The sequence below is a fragment of the Saccharothrix mutabilis subsp. mutabilis genome (assembly GCF_039521145.1).
GTDB classification, from domain to species: domain Bacteria; phylum Actinomycetota; class Actinomycetes; order Mycobacteriales; family Pseudonocardiaceae; genus Actinosynnema; species Actinosynnema mutabilis.
Genome location: NZ_BAAABU010000007.1, coordinates 116,757 through 130,315 on the forward strand (window position 1 = coordinate 116,757; position 13,559 = coordinate 130,315).

The following is a 13,559-nucleotide window of genomic DNA, read 5'->3' on the forward strand; positions in this document are numbered from 1 at the left end:
TGATAGTTCGCCACCAGCGTGATCGTCGTCACCGGCGGAACATCCGGGGTGGGATACCTGTTCGGACAGGTATCCGACTTTGGAGGTTGTGATGACCACCCCGTTCGACGCCTTGGACCTCGCCGGCACCCCTCTGGCCAACCGGATCGTCATGTCGCCGATGACCCGCAGCCGCGCCTACGGCACCGTCCCGACGCCCGCGATGGCCGAGTACTACGCCCAGCGCGCGTCCGCCGGGCTGATCATCACCGAGGGCATCCAGCCGTCCGCCGTGGGACAGGGGTACGTCGACACGCCCGGACTGCACACCGAGGAGCAGGTCGCGGGGTGGCGGCGGGTCACCGACGCCGTCCACGCGGCGGGCGGCGTGATCTTCGCGCAGCTCATGCACACCGGGCGCATCGGCCACCCGGACCTGCTGCCCGGCGACCTGCACCCCGTGGGCCCGTCGCCGGTGCGCGCGGCGGGGAGCACGTTCACCGGGACGGCGATGCTGGAGAACGTGGTCCCGCGCGAGCTGACGCCGGCCGACATCGAGGCCACGATCGCCGACTACGTCCACGCCGCGACCAACGCCGTCGCCGCCGGGTTCGACGGCGTCGAGCTGCACGGCGCGAACGGGTACCTGATCCACCAGTTCCTCGCGCCCAACACCAACCGGCGCACCGACGAGTGGGGCGGCTCGGTGGCCAACCGGCTCCGGTTCCCGGTGGCCGTGGTGCGGGCGGTCGCGGCGGCCGTCGGGGCGTCGCGCGTGGGGCTGCGGGTGTCGCCGGGGAACCGGTACAACGACATCCACGAGACCGACCACCACGAGGTGTACCCGGCCCTGGTCGACGCCCTCAACCCGCTGGGCCTGGCCTACCTGCACGTCGCCGAGTGGGACCGGGAGCTGACCCGGGCGCTGCGCGAACGCCTCGACACGACCCTGATCCTCAACCCGCGCAACCACGAGGGCGTCACCGAGCCCGCCGACCTGGCGCTGCTGGCCGACGGCACGGCCGACGCGATCGCGTTCGGCGCGCTGTTCCTGGCCAACCCGGACCTGCCCGCGCGCATCGCGGCGAACGGCCCGTACAACACCCCGGACCACACGACCTTCTTCGGCGGCGACGAGCGCGGCTACACCGACTACCCGCCCCTGGCCGCCTGACGACCCCACGAGACCGGCTCTTCCCACGGTGGGCATCGCCGCGACCTCGTTGATCTGCTTCATCTTCAGGCGTCGGTCGAGGTGGTAGACCTGAACGCCGAACGCTTGGCCACGGCGGAACTGCTGGGCTGCACGGGCGTCGCGTCGTCCGCGGCGGAGTTCGACGGCGAGGGCTGGGACGTCGTGATCGACGCGACCGGCAACGCGGCGGACCTCGTCGCGACCGGCGTGCTGGACCCGGAGGTCTTCATCAGCCACCGCGAACCGCTGGCCGACCACGGCGCGGCCCTGGCCCGCTTCCAGGCGGGCCAGGGCCGGAAGATCCAGGTGCTGCCCTAGCTGTTGGCCCTGCGGCGCAACAGGATGAGGACGGCGGTGCCGCCGGTGAGCAGGAGCAGGCCGAGCACCAGCGGCGCCGTCACGTCCGCGCCGGTGTCCGGGAGCCCGGTGGCCGCGGGGATCACGGCCGGTTTCGGGCGGGTGGTCGGCCAGTCCAGCGTCAGGGCCGAGGTGGTCGTGGTTGTGGTCGTTGTCGTGGTTGTCGGGACGGTTGTCGTGGGCGGGGGAGGAGGTGTCGTTGTCGGAGGCGGCCGCTGTTCACGCCCGGCGCTGGTCAATTCGGGTGACCCGCGGGCTCGTCAACCGCTGACGCACCGTTTGGCATCGACGGGTCGCTGGTGGGTCGTTCGCCGGCGGGGGCGAGGTCCGGGGCAAGATCGCGGCGACGACCAGGAAGGGCAGCGGCCCGACCGCCGAGGCGGCGCCCACGTCGGAGATCAACCCGCCGGGCTCGCCGACGAGCTGAGCGCGGCTGAGGGCCGGACAAGCGGGAGGCTTGTCCGGCCCTCGGGCCTGTCCGTCGGCTCGCCCGGCCGCCGTGGTGTGCTCGCCTCGGGACAGGTCGGCGGCGGTGGTGGGGAGTGCGGTCCGCGCACCGCCGGTCCGGTCAGTTCTTCGCGTACACCTCCGGGGTGCCGGCGGTCGATGTGGTGTAGCCGCCCGCGAAGAGCTGGTTGACCCGGTTCGCCTCCTGGGCGTTCGGGTACGGGTTGCGGCAGGACGTGCCCGCGCTGCCGCCCGACATCAGGTATGAGCAGATGCCGTTGTACGTATCGGGCAGCCCCAGGCCGTGCCCGATCTCGTGTGCCACGATCCGCAGGGCGTAGTTGCCCGCCGCCACATCACGGTTGTCGATGTAGATCGTGGCGCACCCGAGCCCGCAGGGATAGGCCCGGGAGCCGCCCCCGGTGGTCGCGTAGATCCGGATCGTGGCGCTGCCCCCGCGGACGAGCCGCAGGTTGGGCACCCTGGAGTTCCAGATCTGCGCGGCCTGGTCGGCTTCCGCCGAGTAGCCGGAGGCGCTGTAGTAGACGGTCCTGGCCAGTGCCGACGGTTCGGCGGCAGCGGTCAGGTTGGATCCCACGAGTGCGAGGGACGTGAGCACCGCCGCAAGGGCGGCGCGCACCAGTTTGCCGGTCACACGATCTCCTTCGGTGCAGGGGAAGGTTCTCGCGCTTGTTCACATTAAGAGCTGATGACCGGACGGCGTCATAGCGGTTGGGCATAGATGCCGTCGATGGGCCACGGGCGGGCGTCCGCCATGAGGCCGATCATCCCCGACACCAGGCGCAACTGGTCCACGCCCCGGATGTCGGCCTCGACCAGCCGCGGCGAGCACACGACGATCGCCGCCGCCTGCGCGCGCGACAGCGCCACGTTGACCCGGTTGCGGGACAGCAGGAAGTCCAACCCGCGCGGCAGGTCCACGGCCGCGGAGGAGGTCATGGTCGTGATGACGACCGGGGCTTCCTGGCCCTGGAACTTGTCCACCGTGCCGACGCGCACCTCGGGGTAGCCGTGCTTCTCCAGTTCACGGCGGACCAGGCGGACCTGCATGTTGTACGGGGCCACCACCAGGATGTCGGAATCGTCGAGCGGACGGGAGTTCGGCCCCTCTGTCCACATGCGACCCATCAGCGACCGGACGATGTGGACGACCGCCTCTGCCTCCTCGATCGAGCTGGTGGTGTTGTGGCGGTGGTCGACCTCGTGCAGGTACACGCCCGACGCCAGGTCGGCGATCGCGCGACCGGCGGCGGTGGGGTGCGCGTGCAGCAAACCCGCGTAGGACAGGTTGGACACGGGCGCGCAGACGTCCGGGTGCATCCGCCGGGTCTGGTCGAGGAAGTAGCCCAACGCCGGCGGGATGACGTCCGCGTCGCCGATGAGGTGCCCCAGTGCGGACGCGTCCGCGCCGGCCGGGTGCGTGCCCTGCACGACCTGCGGGAGCTGTTGCGGGTCGCCCAGGAGCACCAGGTTGCGGGCGCACGTGGCGACCGCGAGGGCGTCGGCCAGGGCGAACTGGCCCGCCTCGTCCACGATCAGCACGTCGAACGGCTGCTCGCGCAGCGTCGCGTTGGCGAACGTCCACGCCGTCCCGCCGACCAGGTGCCCGCCGCCCTGGTCGGTGCGCCACCGGACCAGCGCCGGGTTGTCCTTCGGCTGCTCCCAGGCGCAGTCCTTCGCCGGCGTGCCCTTGGGCCGTTTGGCCGTCGGGATCGGCACGCCCAGCTCGCGCCCGGCGGCCAGGGCCGCGCTGAGGACGTTCTCCACCGCCTTGTGGCTGTTCGACGTCACGCCGACGGAACGGCCGGAGCGGACGAGGTGCGCGATCAGCCGGCCTGCGAGGTAGGTCTTCCCGGCCCCCGGCGGGCCCTGCACGGCCAGGGTCGAGCCGTCCAGGGCGTCCACGGCCGCGATCACGTCGCTGATCACGTCCTCGGTGTGCGGCAGCGCGGAGGCGTCGCGCAGGCGGGGCGGCGTGCGGCGGACCAGGTCGACGCCGGGGTGCGGCGGCAGGTCCGGGAGGTGGTCCACGACCGCGCGGGCCAGGTCGTAGACGGCGTCGTCCTTCGGGGAGGGCCGGACCGGGCTGCCGGGCAGCACGGCGACCGGGCGGTCGGCGTCGGTCTCGTCGGGCGCGGTGCTCTCCAGGAGCACGATGTCCTCGGCGGACTCGGCCAGCACCACGGCGTCGCGGGTGCGGTTCGGGGTGCCCGGGTAGAGCAGGCGGACCTGGTCGCCCTTGGCGAACGGGTGCGGGCGGTCGGGGTCGCAGCGGACGGTTAGTTCGCGCTTGGCCTTGCGCACCCGGCCGGACGGCGGCTGCCAGTCCTGCGCCCGCACCGACACCGGGACGGCGCACGCGTTGTCGGACTCCAGTTCCGGCAGTGGGGCGGCGACCTGGCGGAAGAAGTCCCACCACGCCGGGTTGGTCTCGCGGCGGTGGTAGCCGACGGCGGCGGCGAGCAGCGCGCGGGCGCGTTCGTCGTCGGTGGCGTCGGCGGGGTTGTCCGGCAGGCCCTCCAGGAGCGGGTCCACCACGGCGGCCAGGCGGGCGGCGCGTTCGGCGCGGCGCTGCGCGGCCAACTCGTCCTCGATCTCGTCCACGAAGGACTGTTCGGGGACGTGCGGCTCGATGCCCGCCTCGGCGCGGATCTCCAGCAGGAACCGGTACAGGCGGCGGGTGGAGACGCAGTCGTAGGCGTTGTAGTCCGCGATGCCGTTGAGCACTTCCTCGGCCTGGGCGATGTCGTCGCGTTCGTTGAGGGTCAGGTACTCCTCGTAGGCCTCGATGCTGGACACGGCCGTGGTGACGTCACCGTCGCGGTTGGTGTCCATGTAGAGGGGTTCGAGGTACTTGATGGAGTACGAGCGCTGTGAGACGCGCAGGGCCTTGCGCACGACGGCGTAGAGGTCGACCAGGGCGCGGGAACGCAGTAGGTGGTCCACGGCCTCCTCACGGGTGCCGTGGAGGGCCGCGAGGCGTTTGAGGGCGCTGGTCTCGTACGGGGCGTAGTGGTAGATGTGCGCGTCCGGGTGCTCGGCCAGGCGGGCGGTCGCGAAGTCCACGAAACGCTCGAACGCGGCCTTCTCCTGCGGCCTGGTGTGCGCCCAGAACGGGGTGAACTCCTCCTCGGGGGTCACCACGCCGAACAGGTACTCCAGGCCTTCGCCGTTGAGGGCGAACGGGTCGCCCTCCATGTCGAAGAACAGGTCGCCGGGACTGGGCGGCGGCAGTTCGGCCAGCGCCTCCGGGGCGACGACCTCGTAGGCGACCTTGCCGACCGGGTCGTCGGTGGTGCGCGAGTCGTCCTGGATGACCTGGAGGGCGGCCTGGGCGCGCAGGCCGGTGAAGGTCGCGGCGGACATGGTGGCCGGGCGGTCCTCGCGGGTGGCGTTGGCCAGGGCGTCGATCGTGCCGAGGCCGGCGGCCTGGAGCTTGCGGCGCTGGTCGGTGCGGATGCCGGCGACCAGGGACAGGTCGCGGTCGCGTTCCCGGCCGGTCGCGCAGTGGCGGGCGAAGCGGCAGGTCGCGCACGCCGGGCGTTCGTCGTCCCAGAGGCGGTCGGGCAGCGTCGGCGGTTCCGCGAGGCGCTCGGTGAGGCGGGCCTTGAGGCTGTGGACCAGGGGGAGGAAGTCGGCGACGCGGTAGGTGCGGGTGGTGTCGTCGCCGAGGACCAGGTGCATCCGCGGGCCGGCGTGGTCGCCGAGCGCGTCGGCGTAGGCGGTGAGCTGGACGATGTTGGCCGGCGAGGGGTGGCGGGCGAGCTTGGCGTCGTGCGGCTCGTAGCCGTGGTCGGTGCGGACCAGGAAGTCCGCGCGGCCGTGGAAGCCGTCGGCGTAGAACACGGCCTGGTAGACGACCGGCGCTTGCGCGTCGAGGGCTTGCCGGGTGGCCCGCGCGGCGGCGAGGAGGGCCTCGTGGGTCGGCGCGGGCTGCGGGATCTCGACCACGTCGTGGTGGGCCTTGAGGCGGTCCAGGACGGCCAGCTCGTGGGCGAGGCCGTGCTTGGCGGCCAGGACGTCGCGCTGGGGGTCGGGGCGGGGCGCGCCGGGGACGTCGCGGGCCAGCGCCAGGGTGAGGCGGCTGAGGTGCTCGCACTCCAGCAGGTCCACCAGGTCGGCCGGGGAGTGCACCAGTCGGCCGTCGGCGTTGAGCATGGCGGGCAGTATCGCCGGGCCGCGGGCTCCGGACGGGGACCGTGCCCGGCGAGTCGCGCGAGTGTGGTCAGCTCGGCTGGCGGGTGCTCCAGCGGGTGTGGTGGGCGACGGCCTGGGCGGTAGCCCTCGCCTCGGCTTCCGGGTGGACCGGTTCGGCGCACCAAGCCCGCAGCACGCGTGCCATCTCCTCGACGAACCGGGTGCCCGTCCCGGTCAGGCCGCCGCTGGTCAGGAGGGTTCCGGTCGCCGTCAGGGCGGCCCTGCGCCAGCGGGCGTACTCGGTCTGGGCGGCCAGGCCCGGCCGGGTGCGCCAGAACCGCGCGACGCCGAGGTGGGCGTAGGTGCCGTGGAGCAGGCCGGCCAGGGGCCTCGGGTCCTCCCGCCACGGGGCGTAGAAGGTCTCGCGGCGGTCCGGGACCAGCAGCGGGAACAGGTCCATCAACGCCACCAGCTTGGTGTGCTGGGCCTCGTGGACCAGGGTCACCGCCAAGGACTCCGGGTCCGGGGACGGGGACAGGAACACGCAGCCGAACGCGTCGGCGAGGGTCGCGCTGGTGGTGCCGGTGCGGGCGGCGGGCATCGGGGTGATGACGGTGATCAGTTCGGCCACTTCCGCCGCCAGCGGCGGGTGGTCGGTGGACAGGATGCGCCACGCCGCCGACAGCGACCGCCGCCACCGCGCCACGTCCACGTGGTCGGCCACCGGGAGTTCCGGCGGGACCCCGCCGCCCGGCCACGTGTCGATCTGCACCACCCGCGGGCCCAGGGTGATCTCGGGCGGGGGCGTGCAGGCCAGGGTCGACGGGTCCGCGACGCCGAGCGTGGGCAGGGCGAAGACGTCCACCGGCGGGAAGTCCAGGGTCACCGGGAGGCCGGCGCGCACCGCCGCCGCGGCGGCGGTGAAGGACAGCTCCGCCGGGCGGGCGGGGTGGCCGGAGCGCACCGCCAGCGCCGTGCGGGTGGCCCACGCGCCCACCGACGGGTGGTCCAGCACCCTCGCCACCTCCGCCGGGGCCGCGCGGTCGGCGTCCACCAGCAGGCGGTACGCCGGGCGGGCCTCCGGGGCGGTCGCGATCAGCCTGATCAGCAGGGACGTCCGGCTGCGGCGGGCCAGGCGCAGGTCGGCGACCACCGCCGGACCGCCCTCGCCGCGGGCCAGCGCGGTGAAGGCGGCGGCCGGCAGTCGCCACCGCGGCGCCGTCACGCCAGCGCCGCCAGGTCGGTCGCCGCCCGGTCGCGGACGTGGGTGATCAGCCGGACCAGGTCCGGGCAGTAGACCGACGGGTGGTCGAACCCCGACCCCGCCCGGAACCGGTGCGCCCGCAACCCGCCGCCGCACGCCGCCACGAGCGAGCACGCCCGGCACGTGGCGGACAAGGCCGTCGAAGCGGACGCTTCGGGCAAGACGCGGTCGAAGTCGTCCCGTGCCACGTGCAAACCGGTGGCCGCCGCCGCCGGTTGCGACGACGCCAGGATGTCCGAAGCCGAAATCGTGCCGTCGGTCTCCACGACCACCTGCGCGGTCGGCGTCAACCCGACGCCTTCCAACCGCGACCGCCCGCCCAGCACGACGTTCAACAGTTCCTCGAACAGTCGAACGCGCGTCACCGGTTCGTCGTACCAACGGTCGAACAACGGGATCAGCCAATCCGCGTAAGGCGTCTCCGGCGATCCCGCGACCCGACGCGGCGGCGGTACCGTCCAGTTCCCGTGCGGCAGGAGGAAATCCACGACGGGCGGCGAGAAATCGAGCAGGGACCGGTACACGTCGTGCGGGTCGTTGTCCACGTCCACGACGCACAGCACGCCCCGGTACACCGCGCGGAACTCGTCGGAAGCCAGCAACCGCAATGCGTCGCGCGCCGCCGCCCAACTCCCCGTCCCACCCGGCCGCCTGCGGTGCCGGTCGTGCGCTTCCCGGCCGCCGTCGACGCTCACCCCGACACCCACGTCCAGTTCCGCGAACAACGCCAGGAACCGCCGGTCGAGCAGGGTCGCGTTGGTCTGCACGGAGAACCGCACGGCCGAAGGCACCGCGGACCGGAACTCGCGCACCAGCGAGGCCAACGCCGCAGGTCCGGCCAGCAACGGTTCTCCGCCGTGCAACACGACTTCCACCTCGGGCAACCCGTGCGAACGCACGTGCCGCGCCACCCGTTCGGCCGTGTGCGCGACGACTTCGGCCGACATCGCGCGCGGTCGGGAACGCCAACCCTGGTCGGCGAGTTCGTAGACGTAGCAGTAGTCGCACGCGAGGTTGCAGCGGCTGTGCACCTTGAGCACGAACTGCCGGAACGGCCGCGTTTCCATGCGCCCCCCGATCCGTCGTCCCCCGAACACCAACCAAACACATCGCACCCGCGCCCACTTCCGCCGATCGGTGGATTCCCCGCATTCTTCGTTGTGGCGCACTACGATGGGATCAAGGGACCGGGAGTGGAACCGCAACAGTGCGGTGAGGGGGTGGGAGATGGCCGAGGAACCCGTCCTGGAGTCCGAACTCCTCGACGTCACCGGGATCGACCTCGCGCGGGTGGCGGAGTTGCCCGACACCGCGTTGCGCGCCGCCCTGAACCGCATCCTCGCCGAGAACGCGGAGTTGCCCGACCGGTTCGCGGCGTTCGAGAGTTCCCTGTAGCGCAACCCCTTTCCCGTCGGTGTCTGGAGCAGTCGATGAGCAGCCCTGCCGGCCACGGCCACACCGGTGTGACGGCGTTCCTGTCCGCGACCGGCGGCACCGGGCGCACCAGCGCCGTGGCGAACCTCGCCTGGGTGCTGTCCGGTGCGGGACAACGGGTCCTGGTGGTGGACTGGGGCTCCGAGGTGCCGCACGTGCGCGAGTACCTCGAACCGTTCCTGGTCTCCCGGCGGGCGCTGCCCGACGCGCTGGGCCGCGCCCTGCTCGCCGCCTACCACGCCGACCCGGCCCGCGAGGAGGACCCGCCGCCGGTCGTGGAGCGGTTCGCGCTGCCCGCGCCCGACGACGCCGGCCACATCGACGTCGTGGCCCCGTTCGGCGGCGAGCCGGGGCGCGGCGGCCACGGCGACGCGGGCGCGATCGCGGAGTTACGCGCGCGGCTCGCCGAATCCGACTACGACCAGGTCCTGATCGACGCGCCGACCGGCGTCGCGGACGAGTCGCTGACCCTCGTCGCCACGCTGTGCGAACTGGCCGTGGTGTGCTTCCGGCCCCGCCCGCGCGCCATCGCCGACGCCGCCGACCTCGCCACGAAGGTCCGCAAGCGCGCCCCGATCCGCATCGACGTGGTCCCCGTGGCCACCCTGTTCGACGACTCCGAGCAGACCCGCGCGCAGCGCGTCCGCTCCCAGATCCACGCCGCGTTCGCCGAACTCCTTTCGGGACAGGCGAAACGCGTCCCCGACGGCGGCACGGTCGAGATCCCCTACCGGCCCTTCGACGCCTTCGACCCGCTGCTGGCCATCCTCGCCGAGGAACCGGGCGGCGGCGGCGCGCTGGAAGCCCAGTACGGCCGCCTGGCCACCGCCGTCAGCGGCGGCGCGGTCACCGCGGCCCGGCCCGTCTCCCCGCTGCTGCGCGCCCGCTACCGCCGCGTCTTCGGCCTGACCTCGACCGCCGAACCGGACCGCGTCGCCATCGCCCACGCCCCGCGCGACCGGGCCTGGGCCGACTGGGTGCGCGGCCAGCTCGAACGCGCCGGCGCGCAGGTCCGCCCGTACCCGGAGGCGCGGGAGTGGTGGGACGACGACGTCCCGCCCGGCGTGGTGGTGCTGGTGTCGCCGCACCTGGACGGCGTCGAGCTGCCCGACCGGCCGGTGACCGTGCTGCGGCTGCTGCTCGCCGAGGACGACGACTCCGAGGGCCTGTCGGTGCACCGGCACGCGCCGGAGACGTTGTCGGCCAAGCTGCTCGGGCACTTCGGCCTCATCGACCGGCCCGGCACCGCGCACGACACCGCCATGCGGGTGCCCGGCGCGGACCCGGCGGTGTTCCACCTGCCGCCCCGGCACCGCGCGTTCGTCGGCCGGGACGAGGACATCGAGGCGCTGCGCGACGAGTTCGCCGACGCGGGCGCCGAACGCGCCGTCGTCACCCTCAACGGCGTGCCCGGCGTCGGCAAGAGCGAACTCGCCCTGGAGTACGCCTACCGGTTCTCCTCCGACTACGACGCCGTGTGGTGGCTGTCCGCGCAGGACCGGCAGTCCGTGCAGGTGGGCCTGGCCGACCTCGCGGTGGCGCTGCGGCTGCCCGGGTCCACCGACTTCGGCTCGCTGACCGCGCTGGACCGGCTGGCAGGCGACCCCGCCCACGCCCGGTTCCTGCTGGTCTACGACAACGCCGACGACCTCGACGCCATCGCCGACCTGCTGCCGCCCGGCGCCACCGGCCACGTGCTGATCACCTCCGGCATGGCCGCCGCGCCCGCCATCGAGCTGGTCCGGATGACCCGCGAGGACGCCGTCGAGCTGCTGCTGTGCCGGGTGCCCGGCCTGGCCGTGGACGACGCCGAACAGATCTCCGCCCACCTCGAACGCCTGCCGCTGGCCCTGGACCTGGCCGCCGCGTGGCTGGCCGAGACGGCCGGGGTGGAGCGCGGCGCGGGCTCGTCGGACGCGGACGCGGCGGCGTGGGCCACCCGGACGTTCTTCGAGCGGCTCGCCCAGTCCGACCGCGCGGGCGTCGGCCGGGTGGTGGACGTCGTCACGGGGTCGTTGCGGGAGAACGGGATCGGCCGGGTCGCGGTGCTCGTGGCGCGGCTGTGCTCGTTCCTGTCGCCGCAGGGCGTCGCGCTGGGGCTGGTGCGCTCGCCCGCGTTCCTGGACCGCGTGGTCGCCGCCGGCGGCCTGGACGCCGCGCCGCTGGAGCTGGACGCCGGCGAGATCGACCGCGTGCTGTGGACCGGCGCGCGGCACGGCCTGTTCCGCGTCGACTGGGGCGACCAGTACACGCTGCGCCTGCACCGGGTGGTGCAGCGGGCGTTGCGCGACGGCATGTCGCCCGCCGAGCGCGAGGCCCGGCAGGCCGACGTGCTCGCCGCGCTGGCCGCGTTCGCTCCCACCGAGGTGGAGGAGAAGTCGCCCAGCCGCGCGGCCCGCTTCCAGGAGCTGCAACAGCACGTGTTCCCGTCCGGCGCGCTGCACAGCAACGACCCGCGGGTGCGCCGCTGGCTGGTCAACCAGGCGCGGTTCCTGTTCACCGACGGCGGCGCGGGCGTGCGGCGGGCCGCGCTGGAACCCGGCCGGGCGCTGCTGGAGTCGTGGACCCGCAAGTTCGGCGCGGAGGACCCGCTGCGCAACCGCCTGGCCGCGCAACTGGCCAACGTGCACCGCGTGCTGGGCGAACCGGCCGAGGCGCTGCGCCTGGACGACCTCGCCCTGGCCCAGCAACGCCGCGCCCTGGACCTGCTGCACCCGCAACCGCTGATCACCGCCCGCGGCCGGGGCGGCGACCTGCGCGGCCTGGGCCTGTTCGCCGAGGCGCTGGCCGAGGACCAGGCCACCTGGGAGGGCCTGCGCACGGTCGTCGGCGAGGACCACCCCGACACCCGCCGCGCCGCGCACAACCTGGCGCTGTCGATGTTCCTGTCCGGTGACGTGGTGGGCGCGCTGGCGCTGGAGGAGGACAACTTCCGCCGCCGGCGGCGGCTGTTCGGCGAACGCGACGAGTTCACCTGGAGCACGCTCGCCCAGGTGGGCCTCTACCAGCGGGAACTGGGCCGCTACCCGGAGGCGCTGGAGTCGTTGCTGCGGGCGTCGCAGAAGTTGCAGAGCCTGCGGCCGGGGCTGAACGTGGTGGCGGTGCGGGTGCACTGGCAGTACGCCGTGGCGCTGCGGCTGGCCGGGCGCACCCGCGCGGCCAAGGAGCGCACCGGCAAGGCGTTGCGGGACTTCCGCGAGCTGGTCGGGTCCGACCACCCGTTCACCCTGGGCTGCCGGTTGAGCTTCGCCAACGACCACCGGCGCGTCGGCGGCGACCCGGACCTCGCCGTCGAGCTGGCCCGCAGCGCGCTGGACGGGTTCGCGGCGCTGGAGGGCGTGCGCGAGGGGCACCCGTTCCTCGCGCTGTGCCGGCTCGGCCTCGGGCTCGCGCTGCGCGCGGCGGGCGACCACCCCGGCGCGGTGGCCAACGTCGAGGCCGCGGCGGCCGTGCTGCGCGCCCGGCTGGGCGACACGCACCCGTGGACGCTGGCCGCCGCCGTCGACGAGGCCCGCGTGCGCATGTCGGCGGGCGAGACGGAAGCGGCGACCGCGCTGATCACCGCCGCGCACGCCGACTGCGTCGAGTTCCTCGGCCCCGACCACCCCTGCACGACCGCCGCCGCGCACAACCTGAGCCTCGGTCCGGCCGACGAGGACTGGCTGGAGTGCGATGTCGACATCCCGCACACCTGAGCGCCCCGGAGGAAAGCGTGGAGCTGTACGAGGAGGAGGCCGAGCACCTGGGCCCCGAGTTCGACACGACCCGGCACGCGTGCCGCGCGGCCATCCTCAAAAGCCCCGCGCTGCACTACCTGGCCCACTACAGCAGCGGCGTGTTCGACTTCGGCGTGGACGCGCTGGGCGACCCGCCGCCCGCGCCCGACGCGCTGCCCGGCGGCAGCAGGCGCGAGGACCTCAAGCGCCTGGGCCGGCACCTGACGTTCCAGGTCACCGCGCTGGACCGGGCGTTGCAGGAGGTGCGCACGGGCCGGCTGATCCGGCTCGTCCTGCACACCGAGGAGGGCGCGCTGTTCTGCGACTCGGTCGTGCCCACCGAGCACGTCGTCGGCCTGGTCCTCGACCACGCCGGCGCCGGACCGCTGTTCGGCCACCCGGCGGTGGACGAGGCCGACCGGGCGGTCGCCGAACTGGCCACCGCGCTGCGCGCCGAGCTGAGCCTGAACTCGCTCAACCCCGGCGGCTGGGAGACGGCGGAGGGCCCCGTGCCGCTGCCCGGCGCCGGCCCGCGCGAGCCGTTCGTGACGGCGGGCGACGGCCGCCTGGCCGAGTGCGCGCAAGCGGCCCGCGCCGAGGACCTGCACGTGGTGGCGCACGTGGCGGGCGGCGAGGTGCTGACCATGGTCGACCACCTGGGCGACCCGTCGCTGGCCCCGTTCTTCAAGCAGATCACCGTCGAGGCCCGCCGCCGGTTCTACGCGGGCTTCCTCCGTGAACTGGGGGGCCTGGTCACCAAGCTCAACCGGGCGCTGCGCCCGGTGGTCGGCGGCCTGCTCGCGCGGGCCGTGCTCGACGTGGAGATGGGCGCGGTCTACTACTACCGGCTGGGTCCCGGCGAGTACTTGGCGGGCGCGACCATCGACCAGGCGCGGGTGAGCAACGCCGACGACCGGCTGTCACGGCTGGCCGCCGGGCTCACTCCATTCGGGCCTTGAAGGGGTCCATTCGGTTGCCTACCGTGAAATGGTGACGCCCGCTCTCCGAT

Annotated in this window: 10 protein-coding genes; 5 read left to right on the top strand and 5 right to left on the bottom strand. The window is 73.8% G+C overall.

Going from position 1 to position 13,559, the window contains the following annotated elements:
- Positions 1 to 91 precede the first annotated feature (91 nt).
- The gene (locus tag ABD126_RS18240; protein ID WP_343935066.1) at positions 92 to 1,153 is read left to right on the top strand and encodes an alkene reductase; all 1,062 of its coding nucleotides are present in this window, start codon (positions 92 to 94) and stop codon (positions 1,151 to 1,153) included.
- 81 nt (positions 1,154 to 1,234) lie between these two features.
- On the top strand, positions 1,235 to 1,492 hold the full coding sequence (locus ABD126_RS18245) for an MDR/zinc-dependent alcohol dehydrogenase-like family protein (RefSeq protein WP_343935067.1): 258 nt from the start codon (positions 1,235 to 1,237) through the stop codon (positions 1,490 to 1,492).
- Here the strand turns inward: ABD126_RS18245 and ABD126_RS18250 are convergent.
- The 5 genes from ABD126_RS18250 to ABD126_RS18270 form a co-directional block, all read right to left on the bottom strand.
- Positions 1,489 to 1,617 (bottom strand): LPXTG cell wall anchor domain-containing protein, encoded by a 129-nt coding sequence (locus ABD126_RS18250; protein WP_343935068.1) that lies wholly within the window; start codon positions 1,615 to 1,617, stop codon positions 1,489 to 1,491. The genes ABD126_RS18245 and ABD126_RS18250 overlap by 4 nt on opposite strands.
- A 482-nt stretch (positions 1,618 to 2,099) precedes the next feature.
- Complete coding sequence (locus ABD126_RS18255; RefSeq protein ID WP_343935069.1) at positions 2,100 to 2,633, bottom strand: snapalysin family zinc-dependent metalloprotease; 534 nt, start codon at positions 2,631 to 2,633, stop codon at positions 2,100 to 2,102.
- A 68-nt stretch (positions 2,634 to 2,701) separates the two neighbouring features.
- Positions 2,702 to 6,157 (bottom strand): TM0106 family RecB-like putative nuclease, encoded by a 3,456-nt coding sequence (locus tag ABD126_RS18260; protein WP_425542844.1) that lies wholly within the window; start codon positions 6,155 to 6,157, stop codon positions 2,702 to 2,704.
- A gap of 67 nt (positions 6,158 to 6,224) precedes the next feature.
- A complete protein-coding gene (locus tag ABD126_RS18265) occupies positions 6,225 to 7,361 on the bottom strand; it encodes an aKG-HExxH-type peptide beta-hydroxylase (protein ID WP_343935070.1) in 1,137 nt (378 codons plus the stop codon).
- Complete coding sequence (locus ABD126_RS18270) at positions 7,358 to 8,467, bottom strand: FxsB family cyclophane-forming radical SAM/SPASM peptide maturase (protein ID WP_343935071.1); 1,110 nt, start codon at positions 8,465 to 8,467, stop codon at positions 7,358 to 7,360. The genes ABD126_RS18265 and ABD126_RS18270 overlap by 4 nt, the downstream gene beginning before the upstream one ends.
- Before the next feature lie 160 nt (positions 8,468 to 8,627).
- Between ABD126_RS18270 and fxsA the strand changes: the two genes are divergently transcribed.
- Genes fxsA through ABD126_RS18285 form a run of 3 tightly spaced genes read left to right on the top strand, consistent with a single transcriptional unit; the run spans position 8,628 to position 13,509 of the window.
- A complete protein-coding gene (gene fxsA / locus ABD126_RS18275; RefSeq protein WP_343935072.1) occupies positions 8,628 to 8,795 on the top strand; it encodes an FxSxx-COOH cyclophane-containing RiPP peptide in 168 nt (55 codons plus the stop codon).
- Between the two features lie 35 nt (positions 8,796 to 8,830).
- Entirely contained in the window at positions 8,831 to 12,529 is a 3,699-nt protein-coding gene (gene fxsT / locus ABD126_RS18280; RefSeq protein WP_343935073.1) for an FxSxx-COOH system tetratricopeptide repeat protein, read from the top strand.
- A 17-nt stretch (positions 12,530 to 12,546) separates the two neighbouring features.
- On the top strand, positions 12,547 to 13,509 hold the full coding sequence (locus ABD126_RS18285) for a hypothetical protein (RefSeq protein ID WP_343935074.1): 963 nt from the start codon (positions 12,547 to 12,549) through the stop codon (positions 13,507 to 13,509).
- Positions 13,510 to 13,559: the final 50 nt, after the last annotated feature.